The 25,468-nt window shown below is 41.9% G+C and carries 20 protein-coding genes; 6 read left to right on the top strand and 14 right to left on the bottom strand.

What is annotated here, in order from left to right:
• On the top strand, nucleotides 1-608 hold a 608-nt coding region (locus FL972_RS17570), incomplete at its 5' end, for a hypothetical protein (protein ID WP_222116051.1).
• 13 nt (nucleotides 609-621) lie between these two features.
• Here the strand turns inward: FL972_RS17570 and FL972_RS17565 are convergent.
• Both FL972_RS17565 and FL972_RS17560 read right to left on the bottom strand, forming a co-directional pair.
• On the bottom strand, nucleotides 622-1,794 hold the full coding sequence (locus FL972_RS17565; RefSeq protein WP_144607301.1) for a tyrosine-type recombinase/integrase: 1,173 nt from the start codon (nucleotides 1,792-1,794) through the stop codon (nucleotides 622-624).
• Between the two features lie 119 nt (nucleotides 1,795-1,913).
• A complete protein-coding gene (locus FL972_RS17560) occupies nucleotides 1,914-2,873 on the bottom strand; it encodes a carbon-nitrogen hydrolase family protein (protein ID WP_144607300.1) in 960 nt (319 codons plus the stop codon).
• Between the two features lie 92 nt (nucleotides 2,874-2,965).
• Here FL972_RS17560 and FL972_RS17555 point away from each other — a divergent pair, with 92 nt between their 5' ends.
• Nucleotides 2,966-4,093, top strand: a complete 1,128-nt coding sequence (locus FL972_RS17555) for an endo-1,4-beta-xylanase (protein ID WP_250161385.1) — start codon at nucleotides 2,966-2,968, stop codon at nucleotides 4,091-4,093.
• 57 nt (nucleotides 4,094-4,150) lie between these two features.
• On the opposite strand, the gene FL972_RS17550 is transcribed toward FL972_RS17555, so the two are convergent.
• The 3 genes from FL972_RS17550 to FL972_RS17540 all read right to left on the bottom strand — a co-directional run bounded on the left by FL972_RS17550 (nucleotide 4,151) and on the right by FL972_RS17540 (nucleotide 9,127).
• On the bottom strand, nucleotides 4,151-5,011 hold the full coding sequence (locus FL972_RS17550) for an ROK family protein (RefSeq protein WP_144607299.1): 861 nt from the start codon (nucleotides 5,009-5,011) through the stop codon (nucleotides 4,151-4,153).
• 87 nt (nucleotides 5,012-5,098) lie between these two features.
• Nucleotides 5,099-7,426, bottom strand: a complete 2,328-nt coding sequence (locus tag FL972_RS17545; protein ID WP_144607298.1) for a PIG-L family deacetylase — start codon at nucleotides 7,424-7,426, stop codon at nucleotides 5,099-5,101.
• A gap of 246 nt (nucleotides 7,427-7,672) precedes the next feature.
• Complete coding sequence (locus tag FL972_RS17540; RefSeq protein ID WP_144607297.1) at nucleotides 7,673-9,127, bottom strand: DUF294 nucleotidyltransferase-like domain-containing protein; 1,455 nt, start codon at nucleotides 9,125-9,127, stop codon at nucleotides 7,673-7,675.
• Between the two features lie 54 nt (nucleotides 9,128-9,181).
• On the opposite strand from FL972_RS17540, the gene FL972_RS17535 reads away from it, so the two are divergent.
• From FL972_RS17535 to FL972_RS17525, 3 genes are all read left to right on the top strand, one after another.
• Nucleotides 9,182-9,661: a gluconokinase gene (locus FL972_RS17535; RefSeq protein ID WP_144607296.1), complete on the top strand. Its 480-nt coding sequence runs from the start codon at nucleotides 9,182-9,184 to the stop codon at nucleotides 9,659-9,661.
• Between the two features lie 70 nt (nucleotides 9,662-9,731).
• Entirely contained in the window at nucleotides 9,732-11,105 is a 1,374-nt protein-coding gene (locus FL972_RS17530; RefSeq protein WP_144607295.1) for an amidohydrolase family protein, read from the top strand.
• A 363-nt stretch (nucleotides 11,106-11,468) separates the two neighbouring features.
• Nucleotides 11,469-12,605, top strand: a complete 1,137-nt coding sequence (locus FL972_RS17525; RefSeq protein WP_144607294.1) for an aldose epimerase family protein — start codon at nucleotides 11,469-11,471, stop codon at nucleotides 12,603-12,605.
• Nucleotides 12,606-12,651: 46 nt separating this feature from the next.
• On the opposite strand, the gene FL972_RS17520 is transcribed toward FL972_RS17525, so the two are convergent.
• From FL972_RS17520 to FL972_RS17490, 7 genes are all read right to left on the bottom strand, one after another.
• Nucleotides 12,652-13,389 carry a hypothetical protein gene (locus tag FL972_RS17520; protein WP_144607293.1) on the bottom strand — a complete coding sequence of 246 codons (738 nt, stop codon included), beginning with the start codon at nucleotides 13,387-13,389 and terminating at the stop codon, nucleotides 12,652-12,654.
• 151 nt (nucleotides 13,390-13,540) lie between these two features.
• Complete coding sequence (locus FL972_RS17515) at nucleotides 13,541-14,371, bottom strand: hypothetical protein (protein WP_144607292.1); 831 nt, start codon at nucleotides 14,369-14,371, stop codon at nucleotides 13,541-13,543.
• Nucleotides 14,372-14,498: 127 nt separating this feature from the next.
• Nucleotides 14,499-15,998, bottom strand: coding sequence for a glycoside hydrolase family 3 protein (locus FL972_RS17510; RefSeq protein ID WP_144607291.1), 1,500 nt, complete (start codon nucleotides 15,996-15,998; stop codon nucleotides 14,499-14,501).
• A gap of 382 nt (nucleotides 15,999-16,380) precedes the next feature.
• Nucleotides 16,381-17,646, bottom strand: a complete 1,266-nt coding sequence (locus FL972_RS17505) for an MFS transporter (RefSeq protein ID WP_144607290.1) — start codon at nucleotides 17,644-17,646, stop codon at nucleotides 16,381-16,383.
• Nucleotides 17,643-18,122 (bottom strand): GNAT family N-acetyltransferase, encoded by a 480-nt coding sequence (locus FL972_RS17500; RefSeq protein ID WP_144607289.1) that lies wholly within the window; start codon nucleotides 18,120-18,122, stop codon nucleotides 17,643-17,645. The genes FL972_RS17505 and FL972_RS17500 overlap by 4 nt, the downstream gene beginning before the upstream one ends.
• Nucleotides 18,119-19,768: a glycoside hydrolase family 10 protein gene (locus FL972_RS17495; RefSeq protein WP_144607288.1), complete on the bottom strand. Its 1,650-nt coding sequence runs from the start codon at nucleotides 19,766-19,768 to the stop codon at nucleotides 18,119-18,121. Before FL972_RS17495 ends, FL972_RS17500 begins: the two co-directional genes overlap by 4 nt.
• Before the next feature lie 4 nt (nucleotides 19,769-19,772).
• Nucleotides 19,773-20,459 (bottom strand): N-acetylmuramoyl-L-alanine amidase, encoded by a 687-nt coding sequence (locus FL972_RS17490; protein WP_144607287.1) that lies wholly within the window; start codon nucleotides 20,457-20,459, stop codon nucleotides 19,773-19,775.
• 152 nt (nucleotides 20,460-20,611) lie between these two features.
• Here FL972_RS17490 and FL972_RS17485 point away from each other — a divergent pair, with 152 nt between their 5' ends.
• A complete protein-coding gene (locus tag FL972_RS17485; protein WP_091654778.1) occupies nucleotides 20,612-21,361 on the top strand; it encodes a DeoR/GlpR family DNA-binding transcription regulator in 750 nt (249 codons plus the stop codon).
• Here FL972_RS17485 and FL972_RS17480 read toward each other — a convergent pair.
• Both FL972_RS17480 and FL972_RS17475 read right to left on the bottom strand, forming a co-directional pair.
• Nucleotides 21,358-23,460, bottom strand: coding sequence for an acylase (locus tag FL972_RS17480; protein ID WP_144607286.1), 2,103 nt, complete (start codon nucleotides 23,458-23,460; stop codon nucleotides 21,358-21,360). The two genes, FL972_RS17485 and FL972_RS17480, sit on opposite strands and share 4 nt — an antisense overlap.
• A 229-nt stretch (nucleotides 23,461-23,689) precedes the next feature.
• The gene (locus FL972_RS17475; protein WP_144607285.1) at nucleotides 23,690-25,360 is read right to left on the bottom strand and encodes a bifunctional metallophosphatase/5'-nucleotidase; all 1,671 of its coding nucleotides are present in this window, start codon (nucleotides 25,358-25,360) and stop codon (nucleotides 23,690-23,692) included.
• Nucleotides 25,361-25,468 lie beyond the last annotated feature (108 nt).

Raw genomic sequence — 25,468 nt, 5'->3', positions numbered from 1 at the left:
CACAACGTAAAAGCATACCCGCAGTGGGGGAATTAAAAGCACAAACGATGAAATTAGAACTAAATTTTGATAATAGCACAAATGCCGAAAGTAGCACGTCAGCCCCCATTGCCGGGTATGCAGTGTTACCGGCTGGCGTTCTCGGTCCCGAATTTATTGATACGTCAAACAGGTCCGACCAAAGACACTACTGGCTGATGCCACCTGATAAATTGAAACCATTAAATGACGAGTTCAATTTTGACTTTGACCCTTGCCCATTTCCACGGCCTGATGGCTTTGATGGACTTGAAGTTGATTGGGGCAAAAGCAATTGGGTAAACCCACCATTTACCGGAATGGCAAAAGAACCAGGTAAACGCAAAATAGGCCCAATGGCTTGGGCAAGAAAAGCACTTGCGGAAAGGGACAAAGGCAATACCAGCGTATTGATATTTCCCATTTATCAGGTTCGGGTTATTTCGTTCCTTGAAGATAATGGAGCGGAAATAAGATACGCTGGTAAAATTAGGTGGCTTGCCGTTGAAGATAATACACCTAACCCGTGCAAGAGTTCGGATATTCAGCCCTGTTTGATTATGGTGCTGCGTCCTTACGCTTGCCGGTAACATCCGTATAAATCTAACTCCCCTCCCCAGTTTCGTGTATATCCGTTATGTGCGGAGTGGATTTGCCGGCTGTTTCTGAGGTCAAATTAATCAATTCGGTGATTTGATCAAGCGGAGAAACTACATTTTTGTTGGAAACGGCCAAAACATGGCTATAGATCTCTGTTGTCTTGCTACTGGCATGACCCAGCAGAACTTGGATCATCCTCAGATTGGTCCCCTGCTGCAATAAATGGGTTGCAAAGCTATGCCTAAGTGTATGAACCGTTGCCCATGGATTGGCTCCGCTTTTCTGTACTGCAGCCCTGAAAATATTCTGAATGCTTTTGACCGAATATTGGCCTCCTTCCTGCCCTTCAAATAACCAATAGGAAGGCTTGTATTGTCTGTAGTACCTTCTCAATTCCCCAAGCAAAATAGGCGATAAGACAGTTTTTCGGTCTTTTTTATTTTTAGACCCCTTGATAAAAAGATAGCCTTCGTCTGAGTGGATATCCCTTATCCGAAGGCGAATTGCCTCGCTGATCCGGAGCCCTGCACTGTAAATGGTAAGCAGGATCGTTCTATGTTTCAGATTGGATGTGGCTTGAATTATTCTTGCGATTTCTTCCTTGCTTAAGATATTGGGAAGCGTCTGCGAAGCCTTAGGGCGCTGGATTTCATAGTATTCTCTGGGTTTCCCCAAGACGTGTTCATAGTAAGCCTTGATCGCATTGATCAGACTATTCTGAGCTGATTCTGAAATTTTGTATTTGTTGATCTGATTGTAAATAAATCCTTCTATTTCCTCTTTGGTAATCGAGGTTAGCTCCCTTTGCTCAAAGAATCTCAAAAATTTGGCAAAGGCTGTGGAATAATTCCCCAAAGTAGCTGGACTGTAGGCCTTCAAGGTGAGTTTTTGCCGAAGCTGATCCAATGCTTCCTGGCTTCGCTCAGAAAGGGAAAAAACAGGTTGGGACTGTACCTGATTTTCCCTATCCGCTTCAATAAGCTTTTCACCGAATAGCTTCCTCACTTGGTGCAGATTCTCGGGAGTATTCACCAGACTCCAGAGCTTCTGAGAAGCATGATAGAAGCTGGTATTGAGCTTTTTGAATGCCTCCCGCTCTTTACCTAATTCATAGGGGATAAAAACTTTAAATCTGCTGGCTTTTGCCTGAGGTTTGAATACTATAATCTTGTTCATGGCTTTTTTTTGCCAAGAAAAATATTTTTTATCTGGATAGCCGGTAATTATCCGACAGTAGTCGATAGCAGTCGTTTGTTGTCGTTTGCAGTCGTTTGTTGTCGGATAATCTCACTAAATTAATCCTTGTTCATTTCCTTTACCGAATGTTGCCTTTGCCTGTTCACGCTTAGTTCTAAGATATCTGGTCTTGAGTAATGTCCTACAGGATCAAAATTCTGTCGCTCTTCCAGCACCCGGTTAAAGTCCAGTTCGGCAAATAAGAGTCCCTCGAAGTCGGCCCTGGGCTCCAAAACCCATTTTCCATCCGGTCCGGCTATGCAGCTGCCGCCATTCGCTAAGACTTCTGGACAATTCTTAAGAATCTCCCCCAAATGAAGAGTATCTGCGGGGAAATCAGATTGGCGCATCAAGCTGGAAACCGAAATAACAAATGACCTTCCTTCCTGAGCTATCATTCTCGTGATCAACTCGGTATTTCTGACTGCTCCCGGCCAAACTGCGACATGCAGGTTTTCACCCAATCCGTACAAGGCTGTTCTCGCTAGAGGCATCCAGTTCTCCCAGCAGTTGAGTCCGCCTACAGTAAAATCTTTTAGAGAATGCACCTGAAGCCCATGCCCATCACCTGGTGCCCAAGCCAGTCGCTCATCGTAAGTGGGTTGTAGCTTCCGATGAACGGACTGGATCCGGCCTTGTGCATCAATATAAACTAGCGAACAATACAAACTATGTCCGCCTCTATCTTGTGGTCTTTCTATGATTCCCAAATAGACAGCGAGTTGAAGCTGCTTGGCCAATGTCTGAATCTCCTCTAAGTCCCCACTTTCTATTTGAACTGCCTGTCTGGCATAATGGGCGAAGATCTCTTTTTGCATGCGATCATCCCAAGCCGAAGCATGGGTGATGGAAAGCCACCAGGGATAGCCCGGTACCAATCCCTCTCCAAATACGATCAATTCGCTTCTCTTTTTGGAAGCATCTATCATACAGGATTTGACTAGCTCCAGCGTTTGTGACTTGTTGAGCCAGATCGGAGCAATTTGGGCTAGAGCGACTTGAAGATGATTAGCTGACATATGGAGTAAATTATTTTGCTTTGATTGTAAAGACGAAGGAATAATTGGATGAATGGAAAGTGAATATTAAAGTAGACTTGCTAATTTAAAACATGCTAGCAACCTATTCTCAAAAATTTATACTTCCAACCTATTTGGTAATGCTGATCCTGCTCAATTTCTCCTGTCAGAAGCCTAAGCTGGAAAGTTTAAAGGATGAATTTTCCTCGGATTTCAGAATTGGTGTAGCCGTCAATGGCAGACAGGTCACCGGAGAGGAAGAAGGAGCAGATTCCTTATTGCATTTGCATTTCAATTCTCTTACACCTGAGAATGGCCTAAAGTGGAGCAGGGTACATCCAGAAGAGGGTAGGTATTCCTTTGAGTTTGGGGATGCTTTTGTGGCCAAAGGCAAGGAACTGGAGGCTTTTTTGGTAGGGCATACACTGGTCTGGCATCAGCAGGTTCCTGATTGGGTATTTCAGGTTCAGGAGGGACAATTGATAGATGCTGAATTGCTTCAAACGCGACTGGAGAATCATATAGAAACCGTAGTGGGAAGATACAAAGGGGATATCCATGCCTGGGATGTGGTCAATGAGGCTTTTGAGGATGATGGAACTTGGAGAAAGACCTCCTGGTATCTAGTGTTGGGAGAGGACTATATCGCACAGGCTTTCCGAAAGGCAAATCAGATAGATCCCAATGCAGAACTTTATTACAATGATTACAATGTCTGGAAACCGGAAAAGCGCAAAGCGATTTTGGAAATGGCTCAAGCTCTTCGAAAACAGGGAGTGCGAATTGATGGAATAGGGATGCAGGGACATTATCGATTGGATTTTCCAAGCTTGGACATAATAGAGCAGGCAATTCTGGACATCCATGAAGCTGGTTTTGATGTGATGGTAACAGAACTGGATGTGGACATCCTTCCAAGACCCAGTGATTTTGACGGAGCTGATCTGGAGATTTCTTTTGCAGAATCCGAGCGCTGGAATCCTTTTAAAGATGGAATTACACCCGAAAAAGAAGAAGAGTTGGTCAGGCGCTACCAATCTCTTTTCCAGCTCTTTCGAAAGCATTCAGATAAAATCAGTCGCGTCACTTTTTGGGGGGTGCACGATGGCAGCAGCTGGCTGAATAATTGGCCTGTAAGAGGGAGAACCAATTTTCCTTTGCTTTTTGATAGAAATAAGAGGCTTAAGCCAGGCTTTTGGGAAGCCTTTCGATCGGAATAAAAAAAGCGATTCCTATCAGAAACCGCCCTTTTTCACTTACTAAACCAACTTTATATCTTAAGTATTCACAATTTCAGGTTCAACGTCCACCAGGGCTACTGCACCGTGGATGGCTGTTTCGTCCAATTCGGACAATAAGATTTTGAGATTTTCTAAAACGGTAGGATATCCAAAGCTCTCCAAAGACTGATACAGGGATTTTTGAAATAAAGGAAAAGTCTTCCGAATGGATCCTCCTAACACAATAGCTTCCGGAGCCAAAGCGTACAATATATGCTTGATCAACTCTCCCAAGTGATGCCCAAATTTTTCAAATGCCTGAATAGCTTCAGGATCCCCGGCCATGGCTTTTTTGGCCATAGCTTTAGGCTTGGTCTGATAATAATTATGAAAGAATTTGCCACTGCAATAGTGTTCGAAATTATGGTCTAAATAAGGAGCGCTGCACCATTCACCGGCAGCTGAATTCACTCCGGAATACAAATGCCCATTGATTACAATTCCTCCTCCCACTCCGGTTCCCAGAGTGATTCCTACCAGGTTTTTATAGTTCTTCCCTACGCCAAACTTATGGACGCCCAAAGCGAAACAGTTTGCGTCATTATTGATGAAAATGGGCTTACCAATTCTTTCTGTAAGAAATTTACCAAGCTCTACATGCTGAAAAGCCGGAATATTTGCCAGTCCCAGCACAATGCCTTTTTCTACATCCACCAAGCCCGGAATCCCTATGCCTACACCTTCCAAATCATGATGCAAATAGGATTCAATAAAAATGGCGATGGTTTCAAGGATAAATTCCTGGCTTTCTTTGGCCGGTGTAGGGATAGTGCGGATATCTTCCAAATGTCCGTTAATCAGCACTCCACCTTTGATAGTGGTGCCTCCAATATCTAATCCCAATATGGCCTTTTGCATTCCTCGAGTTAAAATAGTGACTAAATAGGTTAATAGGTTGAAAGCAAATCGTATTGCTTGATGTACTCGGGTGCGAAGAAATGCTTTTTAGAGCATTCCTTCAATAGATTTTTCCAGTTCTCTCGCGGTAGCCAGGAATTCTTCCACATTCATATCTCTGAAGAAAATCAGACCATGGCTAGCCCGAACTTTGGCTCGCTCGTGCAGGTAGAAGTAGTTTTTCCCTAACAATAACTGAATATCATTGAGCTGTCCCACCCAGGTACGTTTGGCTACAGTGCTGAATTTTCCGTTATGGGAATAGCTAGGGAAAGAAGCATTTACCTGTGAAAGATAGCAATTGGTGAAGGAGTCTTCCATCACAGACATGTCTCCCAGGGAAACCGGAACGATGACATTGGCTTCGTGGGGTTCAAACTTAAACCAAACATTCCTGTAGCCTATGATTCTCAATTCGCTGAGGTCCTTTTCCTCTCCCCATTTTTTGACTGCTGCTGCCGTAGCCTGCAGTACTTTGTAGTGGGTATCAGGACCTGAACCTTCAGGATCCAGTGTTAAACTAATCTTCGTAGGGTTAACTTTTCGGAATAATTCCACGATCGGTTCTACGTCCCGCGTTTTATCAGGCTGTTCGGTAAAGATGTCTCCGGTATAAAAGCCCAGTCTGAGGTGATGAACGTTCTTAACTTGTACACCAAAGTGAGCCCAAACCAACTCTTCTTCAAATTCCCGAATCATGCCCTTCAGCTTTTGAATTTTGGATGGATTTTTTTCTCCGTCATAACTTTTTCTCAAAATACTGATGACATCATTGATAGTTTCCCGGAGCTGAGCCTTGTTTTTAACTTCATAAATAATCACCAAAGCTCTTACGACCCGGTGACAAAGTCCTCTTTTTCTTGCCTCAGCATTTTCGGAAGCCACATTTGTCAGGAAGTGGTAGACATCTTTGTCTGTTTTCAAACTGTATCCCACCTCGAAAAAGTCTTCATAATTCACCATTTGGATTTTGTTATCATCCAATAATTTTTTGGTGTGTTGAAGTGTATCAATGACAAATGTGTTGGTCACAGCTGTGAAGCCCGAAGTCAGCACAGAGAAATGGGCTTCATTGCTGGGTTCATGCAATTGATTTGTGATGTGAGGAAGGATACCTAATGAAATGTCATCATGGTGTGGTCCTGTATGAAGCAAGGTTTGGTTTTTTTCCTGTTCCAATCCTTTGGCCAGCTTATCCTCTACACTTTTCATCACCAGGCTGACAGTTTCTTCTGAAAGATCAGGGATCAACTTGCAGTATTTATCTGCTTTCAGGTCACTCAAGTTTAGCCTGTGTCCATATTTATTCAGCTTTTTGCAAAGCTCAATCACTGCTCTTTCTGTTTTTTCAAAAGTCCATTCTCCCTTTTGATAATAGCTGTCAAGGGAGTCTGTTAATTTGACTGCCGCTCCTTTGGTCAGGTAAAAGCGCCCGTTTTTCAACTTTTGAAGAACGGTAGCAGGGAATACATTATTCATCGGGGTTTCAAGAGAGTCCCGTACTATCCCGGCTTTGGCTTCACCGGCTGCAATAATAATCGCCACAGCTTCCGGGTTGTAAACGATAGTATCCAAGCCGATAGTTATCACCAATCTGTTGGCGGACACTTCAATGCCGCCCAAGTCTCCGGCTGCTACCGCCTGTGTTTCAAAATTGGTCTCAGTCAAGCGGGTAACTGAGTAACTATGAGAGCCCCTGGTGTTGAAAGCGATATGTCCGTCCGGCCCGATTCCACCGAGGAAAAATCCGATTCCACCTAATTCTCTGATTCTTTGCTCATATTCTCCGCACCATTGGTCGATTTTGTAAATGGATTCTTGCTGAATTTTTTCCAGTTCGTTTTGAGGGTCCCGAAATCTCAAGCTCAAGTCTACTTTCAGATCAGGAAAGACTTCTTTATAGCTCAGACCATTGGCTAAAGGAATTTCATCCGAATTGATGAGAATTGCTTTTTCCTTGGAAAGCCCAAATCCCTGGATGTAAAACTTATTGACATAGTCGTAAAAGGAATTGTGCTGGGAAGATGAAATGGGGTAAAATTCATCTATCTGCACAAAAGTCAAATCCTTTAAGACAGGCTTTTTGGTAGCTCCCAAGCCATACTTTTCCCGGATGTCTTTGCCTTTTTTGCTGTCCCAGTTTTCCAACAAATACTGAGTCCATTTGATGAAAAATTCAGGTGTCTTTCCAGTTGGTAAGCTAATGACGCCCTGTGGATTGGCTGCCGCCCATTCCAAAAACCGGCAGGCGGTAAGCAAACCTAATTTGGGAAAATTGTCAACCGTCAAGTAGGGAATCAGTGTGGAAATTTTTTCTACTCCTGATTCCTGCAAGAAGCTTTTCTCTACTTCGGATAGTGGGTACTTACTGAGCATGCTGGTGAGACAGTTAAGGGTTTCTAAGATTTATTATCGGTTTTTATTTCTTCTATTCCAAATAAATTAAAATAAGCAATCGGTTGTATTCCAAAAAATAATTGGAAAATCAATAAAAAGTAAAATTTACTATTGTTTACCTTTTGCAGAGCTTTAAATTATTTGTCTGAACAAATTTAAAAAACTTTCACTAATAAAAAACAACTTTAATAAAAAATTTATAAAAGTGTCGAAGGGAGTTGAAATTTATAGACTTCGCGTAAATGAAAACTTGATTCTGGCTTGGAAATCCTTGATAACTTTAAATATCTCTATCAGTGTGACTGATTGAACTTTAGTTAAAGAGTCAAGGGTTAGAAAGTTCTTAGGTTTTTCCTTTTTCTCAAGTATTAATCCTGCCTGATTTTCCAAACGGAGAGACATCAAATAATTGAAAGCATGGATTAATTCCTGAGTTTCAGGCATGGTAAATACCCCTTTTTGCCTAAGCAAGTCTATCCTTCGAACCGTGTTGGTTTCATGGATTTTATGTTTGAGCGCAAAAACCCTCGCCAAATCCACAATGGGACGCATGGTTTGTTTTAGGTTCAATTGCTTTTCACCGTCAATTTTTTCGGTTTTTATATTTCTAAAGAATGTCAGTGGAGGTTCGTACTGAAGTGCATTGTAGCCCAAATTGATAAAAAAACGCTCAGGTGCTTTTTCGAGGAGTTCTCCCATATAGTCTTTTAATTCCTGTAATAAATTCTCTTCTCCATAAATAGCCCTACAATCAAAAAAGGTGGAATAATTCATGGCTGTTTCCTGTGAGGCATCAGAGATCCAACTTTCATAATTTCTTTTCCAATGGGATAGCGAATGAGTCCATTTGGGATTCATTGCCATAAGTTCTCCATCACAAAAGTCAATTCCGATCTGATCCAAAGCCGTAGAAACCCGGGTGGCAAAATCCAGAAAATAGGCCCGAACCGCTTCTCGTTGTTCATTCGCTTTATCCTCATAGATAATGGCATTGTCCTGATCCGTTTTCAGAGTCAACTCACCTCTACCTTCACTTCCCAATACAAAAAAGACAAATTTGGCAGGAGGGCTTCCAATTTCTTTGATGACACGCTCGATGACTCGCTGCGTAATGGTGTCTGCAACGGTGGTGATGATCTGATTGACTATTCCCGCTTTCATTCCTCTTGAAAGCAAGAGGTGAATAATTTCCGGCATTCGTTGCCATTTATCCTTCAATTCCGTGATTTGCCTCGCTTCTTTTACGGATTGGATGAACATAAAGGGCCCCTGACTTTGCTCTGTCAGAATTTTGGTTCTGCTAATCCAGCCTATGTATTGCTCATTTTCTTTGACCAACAAATAGCGGGATTTGGTTCGGAACATTAATAAAAGCGCCTCTACGAGCGTAGCTTCAGGATGGATAGATACCATGGTGTGTTCCATGATATGTTGAATAGGCGTATCGAAAGCCAAGCCCTTTGCCAAAGCCTGATCCCTAAGGGTAATGTCGGTAACATAGCCTTGAATCTGCTGAGGAGATTCCCCTACAAATAGGCAGGATACCTGCTCTTTTGCCATTTGGGCTGCACAGGCTTGAATAGATGTGGAGGCTTTGGCCATGCGTAAGTGACGGAAATGTAGGTCACTGACATGTTTGGTATAAAATTGATCTGAAATAAAAGTTGTCCCGCTTTTCATCTTCCCCAAATTAGCTAATCTTTAGGATTGGAGAATAGAAAATTATAAAGCTTTATGTTAATCATTGTCACCGGTGTGTCAGGTACCGGTAAAACAACCTTGGGTTCTGCACTTGCTACCCATTTGGGTTTGCCTTTTTACGATGCGGATGATTTCCACCCTGCAGAAAATATTACAAAAATGAGTCAGGGCATTCCTCTCAATGATAAGGATAGGCAGCCCTGGCTGGAAGCTTTGGCTAGCAAACTCATGGAATCCAAAGCTGATGGTGGTTGTGTATTGGCTTGCTCTGCCCTGAAAGAAAGCTATCGGAAACTTTTGGCAGTGGATTCATCTGTTAAGTGGATTCATCTGAAAGGAGATAGGGATTTGATCTGGGCTAGAATGCTGGCGAGGAAAAACCATTACATGAAGGCGGAAATGCTGGACTCTCAGTTTGCCACTTGGGAAGAGCCAGCCTATGGATTGAAACTTTCCATTGATCAAACTCCCAAAGAGATGTTGCAGGAAGCCTTAGATTATTTGGATAATTAAGCTTTTACAGGATCGGATTGGAAAGGAATTGAGAAAACGCGAAATTCATATTAACCCAAAATTTAAAGCCATGAAGCCAATAAGAATATACCTGCTATTTTTCTTCTGTTTTTCGTCCGTTTATGCTTTTGCGCAGAAAGCTTTGGTTACCAATGTTCATATCGTGAGTATGGATGGGAAAGAGGTATTGAAAAACCAGGCAGTGTACATTGTAGATGGAAAAATAGACCAGATTATTCCTCTCACTGCACAAACTCCCAGGATGTATAGCGAAAATCTGATAGACGGACAGGGCGCTTATATATTTCCGGGATTGGCGGAATTCCATGCCCATCTTCCTGTTGAAAATGACGGAAACACTCAGCTTCAGGAGGAGTCTATGTGGCTCTATCTTGCCAATGGAGTATTGAGAATTCGTAGCATGCTTGGTCATCCTTCCCATATTGATTTGAGAGCAAGAGTAAATTCCGGTGAAACCCCCGGGCCTAGAGTGTATATTTCAGGGCCCTCTTTCAATGGTAACTCTGTAACTAGCCCGCAGCAGGCGGCACAGATGGTAAGGGAGCAAAAAGAAGCCGGTTATGATCACTTAAAAATCCATCCCGGAGTGGAGTTGGATGAGATGTGGGAAATTTCAAAAACCGCCAAAGAATTAGGAATTCCTTTTGGAGGGCATGTTCCGCTTGCAGTTGGGATAAAAAATGCTTTGGGAAGCGGCTTCAAGTCCATTGAGCATATGGACGGCTATATGGAAGGACTTTTGCCAGATAATCTGGAAATTGATCCTACCACTTCCGGGCCTTTTAATTTGAAATTGGTTGGCAAGGTCCAGATGGAAAAATTACCCGCCTTGATCCAAATGACCTTGGATCAGGGAACCTATTTAGCACCCACTTTAACCCTTTTTGACCGATATTTTGGCTATATCCCGGCTGATGAATTTCGTCAGGCTCCAGAAATGAAATACCTCCCCGGTCCATTGATACAGCAGTGGGTTAATGCCAAAAAACAAATGGAAAGAGCCGGAATGTTAGACAAAGAGTTTGTAGCTCCTTACCTCGAGTTTCGGAGAAAATTATTTATGGAGTTACATCAATCGGGAGTACCCATGATTATGGCCTCGGATTCTCCTCAGGTATTTAATGTTCCGGGCTTCTCTATTCATCATGAAATAAGACTGATGTCAGAGGCGGGAATGTCCAACTATGAGATTTTAAAATCTGGTTCGGTCGAACCAGCAAAATACATGGGAGAAGAAAATGACTGGGGCATGATCAAAAAGGGAATGGCTGCTGATTTTGTGATGGTTCAAAACAATCCTTTGGAAGACCTAAATACTATGCAAAAACCTTTGGGTGTAATGATCCGAGGGCAATGGATCAGTGGAGAAAAGCTACAGGCAGAATTGGATAGGATTGAGAAGAATCATGAAAGGAAGCTTTAGAGAAGTGAGAAGTTTGAAATCTAAAGTCTGAAAAAGTAGGCAGGGGCAGAGTCGTCACTGCGAACCCATCAGGCTTTTTTAATAGGATGATTTACTTGGAGTATCTCGTATATCATATTAAAAGAAAAAGCTTTGGATCGGGTGAAGCAGTCTTACATTAGCGGAAGTATGAAATCTCAAAAAGTAGACAGAGGCAGTTACAGTTGGCAGTGCTAAAACGAGGTTAAGCAGGGAGCGCAACTCCTGTGAAAATGACTTTCATTAAGAAGCTTTTCTGGGGCAAGGCTTTTTTCGAATTGGCTGAAAGAGGTCTTACCTTAAATTAACAATAATTCAAAAACCTATATTTACCTCCCAGACAATATGAAAAAATCCATCTTCTATTTCTCTCTATTTTTTGGTTGGGTATTCGCATCTTGCGATTCTCAACCCCATAGAGAAACAATTACCCAAGAACTCGAATTAATGATCAAAGCTGAAAAAGTAGCCGAATGGCAAGGAAAAGATGTGTTTAGATACACCTTAGATAATGGAACCATGAGTGTAGAGCTCTCCAACTTTGGAGGGTTGATTTCAAAAATATTCGTTCCTGATCAAGAGGGTAATCTTGAAAATATCGCATTGACTTTTGACTCAATTCCTGAATTCCTTACCAAACCTAATCCATTCTTTGGTGCGACTGCTGGACGAGTGGCGAACAGAATTGCGAAAGGAAAATTCACTCTCAACGGGCAAACGTACACTTTGGCAACCAATAATGGAGAAAACCATCTGCATGGTGGTGTGGAAGGATTTAACAAAAAAGTATGGGATGCAGAGCCGTATACCAACGATTCGATTTTGGGAGTTAAAATGACTTATGTAAGTCCTGATGGAGAGGAAGGATATCCAGGAACTTTAACTTCCACCCAATGGATTGAGCTGACACCTGATAATACGATCCGTATCCGTTTTGAGGCTTCTACTGATCAGCCAACCATTGTTAATTTGACCAATCATACTTACTTCAATCTTTCTGGAATTAAAGGCGATGTGTTGGATCATGAGTTTCAGTTTTGGGCGGATTATTACACTCCTGTGGATGAAGGCTTGATTCCTACAGGTGAAATCAAAGATGTGTCAGGTACGCCCTTTGATTTTCGGGAACCCAAAAAACTTGGTGATCAGATCGCTGCCAATGGAGGGGGCTTTGATCACAATATGATTTTGAAACAAGAACCATCAGATGAAATGATCCATTCTGTAAGAGTCAAGAATCCTGCAAGTGGGCGTGTGATGGATATGTATTCTGATAATATGGGAGTGCAGTTTTACACCGGCAATTTCATTGAAAATTTTGCTGGAGCTGATGGAAAAACCTACCAAAAGCACTGGGGTTTTTGTTTGGAATCCCAAAACTGGCCTGACGCGATCAATCATGAAAATTTCCCAAGCCCTATTCTAAATCCGGGAGAAAAATATGAGCATAGAATTGAGTATAGGTTTTCGGTGGAGGATTAAATATTAAAAACCTTCAAGCCCGAGGACTTTATCTTATTCTTCTACCTTAACCTTTGATGATCATTTTGAGAAATTCTTGAACGCTCTCAGATCTTCCTAAAGGCTCCAGTAAGAGAACAAATAAATTAACTCCTACAGCTAGGAAAGTGGCGGGATGCTTCAGTTTTCCATACTTCCATGCACCTAATAGAAGCATGCCCAGTATCAAAAATTGAGTGAAATATAATGGGAGCATGATGTCAATTTCTGGCCAGCTTTCAATATTTAAGCCTACGTAGACATTTTGAATTCCTCTTCCCAAGGCAGGCATCATAATCAGGAAAACTGTCGAAATCAACCACCAAGCGTGATTTTCTGTTTCTTTCCGATGAATGATACTTTGGATTACAGCTAATCCAAATGCAGTAATCATCACAATTTCAACTGCTGCCACCCCAAAAAAGAACCAAGGTTGGAAAGGTCCAAATTGCTCTGGGTTTGTCAGGGATCTTTCGGTAGTCACAATGTCCCGATGCATCATACTTAGAGCTGTGAGAGCAACTCCTCCTGCCAAAAACATCCCTATGATCCCATTAGTCTTGTGGCGGGGCAATTGACCATGAGTGGCAAAATATGGCTGAACGATTAAAAATATATACCAGATTGTTCCTGTGATATAATGTATGTGAACGGACCAAGCATTATCTGTGAAATCGCCCCAATAATCCCTGAAAATTCCCAGTTGCATAAATACCATCGGAATAAACATCCATAGATAAAGACTCTTATATCGATTTAGTCCCATGGGCTTTATTGGGTTAGTTCTTTTTTTATTTTCTCAATTCAAATTCTAGAAAATGATCATTAAGTTATTGAAAATTAGAGACTTTATTTGTTTTTTTTCATTGATAAAGGAATAGATGCTCGATTAAAACCCTTTATCAAAAAGACATTTCTTAGTAAATACTCAGTTTGGGTCTCTCTATTAAAATAGAGGAAACGAACTTGTTGATGGTTTTGGAGGAGCCTCCTATATAGTTGTAGACACCTACGGCCCGAGGTGTTATAACTGTATTGGGATCATATAATTTGGCTTTGATAGTACCTAAGGCTAGAATAGCATTTTGGATAGTGGTAGGATTGATTTCACTAGGCATAGGTATGATAGATGAAATATTATCTCCGCTGATCCCTAAGGTCTGCACAGTTAAAGTTCCAGCGATATTATTGGAAGATGCATTGGCTCCAATCGAAAATAAATTTCCCAAATCTACTCCAGTCTTATTCACCATGATATTGGCAGTTAGTCTCAATCCAACACCTACATAAACTGGAACTACTGCATCTCCATCGTCGGTGGATCGGATGATGGGGTCATAAGAGTTTTCTATTTCACTTTTTTCATACCTTGGAAGCACTTTGAATTCACCTTTTTCTTCATTTATAAACTCTACTCGGAAGAAGTCAGTGCTGTATTTGATGTAATCTAAAATGACTACATAATTATGGTTGGCGACTCCCACTGAAGTGGAGCCAAACTTTAATGCTCCATCTGAGGTCACTTCCGCTATTGCAAGGCGGATAGTTTCATCAGGCATAGAACCTAAAAGTACTCCATTATCAATTTCACGTTCCTGGAGGTTTTCAGTCCAGACCGGCAAAGGGTCAATAGGATGATATCCGTAAGAGCTAGCGTTTGAAGTATCCCCTAAAGTCTTTGGAATTTTTACAGAATTGCAACTTGAAAAAACAATAGCAGCAATAAAAAAGGATAGATGAATTTTCATATTGAAGAGATTTAACCTTCAAAATATTTATAAAAAATACAATATCCTAGTGGGAAAATACAAGGAATAGTTTCCACTTAAAAAAATGGTCCTATATATTAAAATTTTCTCCAGCCCTCTAAGGGACTCAAAACAATTTGAGAGTTTTCACCATTACCTCCTGCACCTCTTCAAATCTCTGATAGGCACAGATCACAGCTTCATAGTCTTCCTGATTTCCCAAATACTTAATGGCAAGTGGATTTCCAAAATGAACCAAAATACAAGGCTTGCTTTTTGCCAAAGCCTTGATCTCATCTAGTACATCTTGGTCCATTCCAAATTGATTTAAAGGCTTGTGACTGGGAACAAAAAGAGCTAAAATCACTTTTTCTGCCTTTTCAATGGCACAAAAATCCAGATTTAAATTCTGAGAAAAGTGACTTGCTGTCTGAGTAAAAAATTCTTTATATCCCAACTTTCCGGCCTTTGACAAAGCTTGAAGTTTAGCCTGATTAATCTCTCCCCAAATAACCGAAACGTAGTTTTCTGCCAGCTCTTTTTGAAGTCGGGAGTGCTGGTCCCAATTTAAAGCAGGAACCTCTATCGGCTTGTAATCCATCACGCCCAAGCGCTTTTTCAATTCCATAACTTTTCCAAAAACCACATCAACTTCTTCATTGGAGGCATTTACTGAGATTTTTTCAATCCCATCTGCTACATGATCCGAAAAGCAAAGGATATCATTTCCCGCTTGGAAAGCCTGCCATTCCAATTCTCCCGGTTCTTGATATAGATTAGCCACTGCTTTCATATTCAAAGCATCGGAGATGACCAATCCTTTAAAGCCCATTTCACCCTTTAGTAAATCAGTGATCAATTCGCGACTAATGCTGGCCGGAATGTCTTTCCCTCCAGTTAATGCCGGAACTGCCAAATGCCCGACCATGATCATTTCCACACCTCGGTGGATTCCATATTGAAAAGGTAAAAGCTCTTCGGCTTCGAGCTCTTCCTTGCTTTTATGCAAAATCGGTAAGCCCAAATGGGAATCCACCGCCGTATCTCCATGTCCCGGAAAGTGCTTCAGGCAAGCTCCTATTCCAGCTTTTTTCATCCCTGAATAAGCTGCAAAGGAAAGTTTGGCAACTTTCTCAGCATCATCTCCAAAAGAGCGATAGCCGATCACGGGATTGTTTGGGTTGGTATTCACATCGGCGCAGGGAGCCAAATTGAGATGAATTCCGGAGCGCTTCATGTCCATTCCCATGCGATAGCCTACTTCTTCCACCCATTTTTCAGCATCTTTTTTCAAAGCTCCCAAGGTAATTGCAAACGGATATTGAGGTGTCTTTTCTATCCGCATCGCCAAACCATATTCTCCATCAATACTGATCAATAGCGGGATTTTGGAAAGTTTTTGGTAGCGGTTAATTAGCTTGATTAATTTTTCAAAAGTGTCCGATACGTCTAAGGTTTCTGCTCTTTTTTCAAAGTTGGCCGCAGCGGAATGTCTGCTGTGGAAAAAAGTCAGCCCACCGATTTCCTGTTCCTGAATCAATTTTTCTATGGCCTGATAATTCTCCTCTGAATCATGGATAAACGCTGCAGGAGAAAAGCATTGGGCTATTTTTTGATTTTTGTTCATCTACTAATTGAAATGTTTCAAAATTGTAAGTACTTGTCCGCCAGGGCGTATTGAGAAATTGGATTTAGTGTCAGACCGAGTGGAGTCGAGGTCTCGTTTGTGAATTTTGTAAAGGTCTAGAGCTAAAGTGGTGAATAGTCCTTATCTATTTTATTTAATCCCTTGGTAAATAGTATTTTGAAAGGCTTCGACTCCGCTCAGCCTGACAACGACTCCCTGACTAGCCGTCAGACAGGCGCTTAGCCTGACAAGGACTCCGCTCAGCCTCATAGATATTCGTCTTTTTCGACTGAGTTGCCTACTTCGATATTCATTATTCAGCGTTCGATATTCTAAACTTTTAAGACTGGATATTCAATGCTGAGGTTCCAGCTTTCTGACTTTAGCTTTCTAATTTCTTCCCAAACTCCCTCGGATACTTCGCCACATAGGCCATCACAAAACTTGGAATGGTGGCCAAAACCACCCATACAAAGAAGCCGGGATAGCCCAACCATTCTTGCATATAGCCGGAAAGCATCCCGGGAAACATCATTCCCATGGCCATAAAGCCTGTAGCTAAGGCATAATGGGCGGTCTTGAAAAGACCTTCTGCCAGATAAATCAGAAAGACCATGTATGCAGCAAACCCAAAACCATAGCCTAATTGCTCAATGATGACTACTATGGCTGGAAATAGAAAGCTGTCAGGTTGCTGCCAGGACAGGAGCACGTAACCCAGATTCGGTGCATTGATCGCAAAGGCCATTGGCATCATCCACTTGCCCAATCCATCTCTGGAAATCACAATTCCTCCAATAATTCCTCCAGCCAAAAGTGAAATTACTCCCAAAGTACCATATAAATAGCCTACATCCGTAACGCTCAATCCCAAGCCTCCTGCCGTTCTTTCGTCTAAGAAGAAGGGAGAAGCCATCTTTACTAATTGGGACTCTCCCAATCGATACAAAAGCACGAAGGCGAGAGAGATACCGATATTTTTCTTGGTAAAAAAGGTCCCAAATACCTTCCCGAAGCTAGGTTGATCTTCTCTTTTAACCCGAACTTCCCGCACATTGGGTGTCGCAAAAAAGTTGATCAACGTCAAAGTCAACATCAATCCAGCCACAATGATCATGGTCCATGACCAGGCTTTGGTTGGATCACCCAAGCTTTCTTCCAAATTGCCTGCTATAATGACAATCAAACCCTGTCCGGTGATCATCCCTACTCGATAAAATGTACTTCTCAATCCCACAAAGAAACTTTGCTGATCGGGTTTCAAGGCGATCAAATACATGCCATCGGAAGCTATATCATTCGTGGCTGAAGCAAAAGCTCCCATCCAGAAAAAGGCCAAAGTTATCGTGAAGAACTGATTGAGTCCGGTCGTCAATCCAACTCCCAAAAAGACCAAAGCCAGCACCAATTGCATGCTGAGAAACCATTTTTTCTTATTTCCTACCAATTCCAAAACTGGGCTCCAAATTGGTTTGATGACCCAAGGCAGGTAAAGAAAGGAGGTATAAAGCCCAATATCCGCATTGGAGATCCCTAAGCTTTTATACATTACCACAGAAACAGTAATAATAATGACATAAGGAATCGATTCAGTCAGGTAAAGGGATGGTACCCACATCCAAGGGTAATTGGGTTTGGTTTGACTCATGATTTTCTTAATAATCGTTCATAAACACTGACATCAGAGCCTTCAATTACCTTGGCATTTACTGCTTTTTCATAAAATTCCGCAGGCCCCACTCCTCCAATAATGGCATAAGCATAGCCCATTTCCCGAAGGGATTCGAGCGCTTTGATCAATAATACTTTACCGATTCCTTTTCCTCGCTCAGATTCCAAAGTACCTGTTGGTCCGAAAAAATTTCTTGCTGTACTCTCGTAGCAAGCAAATCCCAAGAGTTGATTTCCCCGCTGAGCAATCCAACAGGAGACCGGCTGTCTGCTAAAGGCTACCTCAACTTCCGATTTCCAATAAGCTCCGAACTCTTGCATTACCCATTCACTCACCAAGTGCTTTTCCGGAGCAATGGCTCTTCTGAAAGTGATTTTCTCCTTGGATTCTAAGTTTTTTTGAAGCTCCAGAATATCCGGTAAGCCAATTAACCTGACAAGCATGTCTTTCATGGGCGTGATAATTTGGGTGTTTGAAATACTTGGGTTTGTACTATTCTTCCATAATGATCAATCCATCGAATCGCCAAATACTCGGTATTTAAACTGGCCACTTCCAGGAATCGTGCTCTAGAGCCACCCACCCATGCTGTATGAATCACTGCATCATGAAGGCTAGCCAAATCATTTCCTCCCTGAACCATGGCATATCGGATGGCGGGATCCAGTGGCTTCTCCAAGCTGATTTGAGTTTTATTCAGGTTTGATTTGACGTCTAAAACAACCGGGATTTCTATAATCGCTTTTTGCTTAGGTTCAAATGAAGGTGGGAGTGTAGGTTTATCATATACCTCATTCTTCAACATTTTGGCGATGTCTTGATTCTTCTGATAAATGGATTTTGCAGAGAAAAAGGCGCTTCCATGTACCTGAGGTAAGGTCCTGGCATAATTCACTTGGGTATTGATCTCAGCTGGATTTTTCCAGGCCTCATCCGAATCTTCGCGGATTTTATAAGGTCCATGTCCTATATAAATTGGAACGTTAAAACTGTTATTGGACCACCAGTCTGCCAAGGCTCGATGGGAAGCCAATCGATGATTCATGCTCCAATAAAGTTGTGGAATCAAGTAGTCAATCCACTTATTTTTCATCCAAAGCAGTACATCTGCAAAGAGATCATCATAGTTGGTTTGACCGGCCTGAGTAGGAGAACCCTTTGGGTCTTTACTTTGATTTCTCCATACTCCAAAAGGAGAAATACCGAATTGAACCCAAGGCTTACTGTTTTTGATAGTTTGGTTGAGTGCAAAGATCAATTCATTGACATTCTGCCTTCTCCAATCATCCCGAGACTGACCTGGTTTTTTGTACTTATCATAGGAGGCTTTATCCGGAAACTCCAACTTCCCTTCTCTGTAAGGGTAGAAATAGTCATCAAAATGAATAGCATCGATATCGTAATTATCCACGACCTCTTTGATGATTTTAAGCAAATGCTCTTTCACTTCTGGAAGTCCTGGATCATAGTACCACTTACTGCCATATTTCAGCATCCAGCTTCTATGTTGGTTGAAGTCATGTTCCGGGCTGAGTTCCTCAGTCTTCAGATCCATGGTCGCTCGGTATGGATTTAGCCAAGCGTGAAATTCCAAACCTCTATCATGAGCTTCTTTGATCATCCATGTCAAAGGGTTTTCGCTGGTAGCAGGAGCCTTGCCTTGCTTTCCAGTCAGGTATTTTGACCAAGGTGCATAGTTGCTTGGATAAAAAGAGTCGCCTGCAGTCCTAATCTGAACGATTACGGCATTGAAGTTCAAATCTTTATAATAGTCCAAGAGTCCAATAAAATCCCGCTTTTGTTTTTCCCATGAATCAGTTGAAGAAATGGGCCAGTCAATATTTGCGACAGTGGCAATCCAGACACCCCGAAACTCCCTGGGCATTTCCGGTAAACGATAACTCAAAGGTTGCAGGGTTACAGGTGCTTTGGGAAGCTCCTTTACCGGAAGGGTTTGTTTTGGGGACTCAGATTGAGGTATTTCAGCCCGTTTTGAACCATTATTCGGGGTGGCCACTTTTTTCTGAGTTTTACAGGCAGAAAAGCAAATCAGCAAAAAACAAATAAAAAGCAGGGATGAAGAGGTGCTTCTAAGCATAGAATTAATAGGTAGTAGGGATGGGTTTGAGGTTTAGATCACTAAGGTTTTTTCGAAGTTTTTTCATAAAACTATCTCCAGGGTCTGTTTTGATAGTTCTGTAGTCAGGGTCTGCTTCTTTCCATAATTCTGTTTCCTGGAAAAGTTGATATTCATGATGACCGATGACATATTCCAAAGGGTATTTTTTTCTAAGGTACCTGATTAGATTCTCGTTGGCTTTTAATTGAGCTTTAGTAAGAGGTGCTTCAGGCCCTCCCACATTTTCAATGCCTATTGCGCAGTAATTAAGCCCTATCGTATGCCTTGCAAAGGTGGTGTCAGGAAGAAGTCTAAAGATGGTGCCATCCCTATCAATCAAAAACTGGCTACTGACATTTAGATTACTGGCACTCGTCAAATCTTCTCTACCTCCCAAAGTGGGTGAATCGAAAACGTCAAAAGTGACCTCTATATTATCAATTGCCGTCCAGTGAACAACCACCATTTGAGGGCTGATGGTGGCTTGTTCTTTATCCAGGCCGTGCCTTTCTCTTAAGTATTGAAGTGAGAGTTGCTCTCTTGTCTCATTCCAGGTGATTGGCTTTTCTACTATTCTAAAAGTAGCCTGAGGGCTGCAAGCTGAAAAAAGCAAGGCAATGAAAGAAAGACAAATCGTGTTGAAACTGTATTTTTTCAAGTTCAGGTTCATAGCAGGCTGGGGTCTTTTCAACAGCTAAACTACCTAGAATATTGCAGGTTTGGGAATGATTAGGCGCAATTTTTTGCAAGCACTAACGAGCACCTTTATACTTTTGCAAGTTTTTGCTGTTTTTAGTAGCTTACGTTTTTATCACCGATTCCATGCTAAAAGAAGAAAGACAAAAGTATATCCTAGACCAGGTTCATTTACATCATAGAGTTTTGCTGACAGACCTCTCTGATTCGCTTAATGTGTCAATTGATACGGTTAGGCGGGATGTAAAAGAGCTGGCAAAGGAAAAGAAACTTAAAAAAGTCCATGGAGGAGCGACTTCTTTTGGTTTTATGAACTTCAGTAAGGATGATGGCAATATTTATCTTCTTTCCAAAAAAATCCGGATTGCTGAAAAGACAGTTTCCCTGCTTTCTGAAGGTCAGGTGATTCTGATGAGTGGAGGGACGACCAATATGGAAGTCGCCAAAATGATTCCACGAAGGCTTCCCTTAACTGTATTCACGCCCAGTTTGCATGTCGCCATGCAATTGTTGGAATTACCGGAAGTTGAGGTGATTTTTCTGGGAGGAAAGCTATTGCACGAAGCCAAATTTGCCGTAGGAGGAACTGTAGTAAACTCCCTCAACCAGCTGAAAGTAGATCTTTGTATTTTGGGAACAGGCTATCTGGATGCAGAGCATGGGTTGACAGAATTTGACTGGGAGGTGATTCAAGTGAAACAGGCCATGATCCGTGCTGCCAAGAAGACAATCATACTTTCTGTCTCCGATAAATTACACACTGTGCAAAAATACAAGACCTGTGATCTGACAGCTGTTCATACCTTAGTCACGGAACTTCATCCCACCGACCCGGTTTTGGATGCATTCAGAAATTATGATTTGAAGCTGGTTTAAGGGTTTTGTCTTTTTCCAGGATTGTAAATCTCCCGAGCATTTTTCAAGACTTCTTCCTTGTCCAGTGTCATAGGCTTTAATTCCCTTGCTAAAAATCGCTCCATTTGATCTGCATAGTGCGGACTTTCAGGACGATTACTGGCACCAAATACATTGATGGTTTCTATTTTTGGTAAGCCTTCTCCAAACTTGACCATCATGATATAGGATTCTCCCTGTACACCTTTCCGCATTCCATTTTCCCAGTTCTGCGATCGCATGGCGGCAATCACATCATCCAGGCCCCAAAGAGGAAGCACTTTATCACCTCTTACCAGCTTTTGATATTCGCCCAAACCGACCAATTCTTTTCCAAAATGCGCCTTGAAATGCGCTTTGGCAGCCCGAATACCTTCTGCTGCTTCTTCTTTTGTAAGCGTGGTTTCAAAAGGCCTTCTCATTTTGTCAAACTGATCCCACCAGTAATAATAGACAAAAGCAAAAAGTGCAGCTCCCTCACTTTTCACTCCGGCAGATTTATCCCAGTTTTTTAGCACTTGTATTTGAGGAGCAATGTCAGAAAACTCAGCGCTATCCAATGAAAACATAGCCTGCATATTAGTTCTAAATGCAAGTTGACTAGGAAGTTTTTGATCGAATTTTATTTGTTCAAATTGCTCCCAAGAGATTTTTCCTGAATCCGGCATGATTTCCCTAAATCTCAGTGAGCGGTTATTATCTCTTTTGGAAAAATTCATCTCAGAGGGGAAATCATTTTGGTTTAGGTTATCCGAAAAAGCAGAAGCTTTAAAAGGGGAATGATTCGTATTATAGAGATATCCTGAGTTGGGATTTACTTGCTGAGGTAAGTCTCTAAAGTCATGGTATGCAGTCCAAAGAGTTTCTCTTGTATTTCCAGCTACAGTTCCGGTATAATCATACCCAGGTTTTCTAATAGGCAATAGTCCATTACTGACATAAAAAATGGTATCAAACTTATCCGCATAGACTGTATTGAAGCTGGTCAATTCCATTCTTTCCATGGCGGATTTCCATTCTGTAAAGTTTTTAGCTTTATTCATTCTCCACCATTGCTCTGGTGCGCCGATTCTATCTAAGGCACCCAATCGAATGGAAAAAGTTCCCTGATCAGTGACTAAGGTTGGGCCGTAAATACTTTTCCAGATGGTTTTAGGGACAGGAATCGTGAGCCAATCCCATAATTTTACTTTGAGCCAAATGGTCTTTTCCTCCAATGTCAGCCATTCTCCATCGACATAATATTGATCAGGGTTGTCGGGATTGCTTTGCAATTGGTACAAGTCCAGAAGATCCGGGAAGTTGACAGTATGTGCCCATCCCAAATTCTCATTGACTCCATGGAAAATCATAGCTCCCCCAGGAAATAAACCTCCCAACATGTTCCAGCCTTCCTCAGAATGCAAATGTGCCTCATACCAAGCGACTGGTCCTTCTAGCGGTTGATGTGAGTTGATAGCCAAAAAGCTTTCTCCTGAATCCGTTCTATCGGAATGAATCGCAATTGCATTCGAACCTTTGGGATTTGGATCAGGAAGAAGTAGCGTCACCTCACCGCTAAATATAGCTTGAACAGCTCTGTCAGCCCCCGACATTTGGGCCAATGACAAAATATATGCTGAAGCGATATCTGCTGTGCTCACCGGAAAGGCACGACTGTAAAGCATTTCTTTTGGATGCTGCAATGCATAATCGTTGATGCCAGCAGCATAGCCTTCCAAGACTTTTTTAAACTCGGCTGAAAAGGAACTTTCGTATTTCTCTTTAGCTATTTTTTGGGTTTCTAATAGCTGAACAAAAAAATCTACAGCTGCCCCTTCTTCTCCATAAACTCTTCCTACCAAGGCTTTGCCTGCAAGCATGGTTTTTTGAATTGTTTCAAAATCATCTTCCGCATGAGCCCAGGCCAAGCCATAAGCAACATCTGCATCGGTTTTTCCAAAAATATGGGGAACTCCAAAATCGTCTCTCGCTATTTGAATCTGTGAACTGTCCCAGCCGGACTCTTGGTGGACCGAGTTGCATGAACTCAGAAATACTATAAAAAGTAAAAAACTGCCAAATGAATGGTCAATGCGCATAGAGAAGATTTTAATCGGGAAATTAGAAGGTTAACGTCAGTTGTACAAGCTTGTTCGTAAAACAAAAATGAGGCTGTCTCATAAATAGCTCTAGTGTAAGCTTGAGCGCCTGTCTGACGCAGGCAGGGAGTCGAAGGCCATTTCTATCGTTGTGGCCAACATTTCGACTTCGCTCAATGTGACAAATTGCACTTTTGAGACAGCCTCATAGGGTGAAAAAGCAACTTATTTATTTAAACTGATAATCTACGCCGTAAACCTGGGTAAGTAAAGTAGGAGGAGCATCGAGTGCCACAGCAGATTTGGGGGCGATAGGACTTACCGGCGAATTGGCTGCCAGATAATTTTTCATCGCCTGATGCAAAGTATAGGCAGTGTTTTCTGTTTCCATGACACCTTTGAATCGGCAAAGCATATCATCAGGGTCTCCATCTCTTTCACAGGCACAAATGCTGTACACTCTATCAGGATCAATTTGTTTTCCATGAATCAATGCCTTCTGAACCCGTTGACCTTCCTCTCCAAAAGCCAAAAATTCGATTTCCATTCCTCTGAATTTGATGACCCATCCTCCAAATCGTTTGGATGCGTCTTTTGCAAATACATTGTTCAATTCCTTTTCCAACCATTCCTGAATTTGTTGTCCAGTTACTTTACCGGTACGAATCATAGAATCCACGGGCAGCATATCGAAAATGTATCCGTTGGTGATGGGGATATTTCCAGTTTTGTCAGGAGTCGTGTTGGGAGGACAAAACCTAAAACCATTTGAAAGGACTATATCTACCTCTGGAACCTGCCAACTCACGGCATCCAGAATCATGGTGTCTATAGGGTTTTCTATAACAAAGTACCGGTAGAGCGGAAGAGTACTATATCCGGCAATTTCAAAAATATCCTCTTGAAAAGGTCCTTCATTATTCTTGATGAGTTGAGATATTTTTGGGTCGGCTTTATTTTCTGTTGCGGATACCTCCAGCAATTCATAGTGATCAGACACCACCTTTCCATCTTGAATTTTTAATTCCAGCTTGCCTACAAATGAACCGAAAGCGCCGGGCTCTACCACTTTGGCATATTTTGATTGAATAGGTTTTCTTACTCTTTCATGGGTATCTCCACCGAGTATATAATCCACTCCCTCACAAGCCGGAATATTAGCCAAGTGAATCTGTTGTGAAAGACCTAAATGGGCAATAATCGCTACAAAAGCACATTTCTCCTGATTCCGAAGGACATCCACGTAGTGAGCTAGATTTTCTTCCGGTTTGGTATAGATGATCCCTTTGCTGTAGTTAGGGGACTGTCGGATAGGGACCAAATGATCGGTATACCCCAAGAAACCTATTTTGACACCATTTACTGTCCAGATATGGTAAGGAGGAAAGATCAGCTCGCCTTTTGTCTCCTCTCCCAGGTCGTGATACATATTGGCGCAGATTTTTGGGGCATGAAGCGAACCCAATAAATGCTGCATGGCTTTTTTGTAATAAATCACCTCCCAATTTCCGGGAAGGTATAGGTCATAACCCATTTCGTTGAGGAGAGGGACCATCGCTTCACCCGTTGTCCTTACAGATAGCTCGGAGCCTTGAAACATATCCCCCGTATCTATGACAAAGCTGTGTTCAGCTTTTGCTTTCTCCTTATCCAGAAATGTTTTGAGATGGGCATATCCTCCCGTTTTTCGATAGACAGCCTGATCATTTTCCCAGAATAACTCATCATGTGGATGGATTTGGCAATGCACATCCGTGGTTTGAAAAATACTGATGGTGAAAGAGCTCTTGTCTTTTTCTTTAGGTTCAGCTTCAGCAGGAAGACTGCCAAGACTAAGAAGGCCTGTTCCTGTACCGATTGCTCCCAGTTGGGAAAGGAATTTTCTTCTACTTGCTTTCATGGTTATTTTTGGGTTAATGGTAAAGAAAATCTCTGAATACGAGATTTTTGGAAAGGGTCAGTCTTCCCATTTAGACCCTAAAATACATCCAAAAAGTCTTTGGGTTTT

It is taken from the genome of Algoriphagus algorifonticola (assembly GCF_007655305.1).
Lineage (GTDB): Bacteria > Bacteroidota > Bacteroidia > Cytophagales > Cyclobacteriaceae > Algoriphagus > Algoriphagus algorifonticola.
The sequence above is the reverse complement of the archived record's forward strand: the minus strand, read 5'-3'. Positions and strand labels throughout refer to the sequence as shown.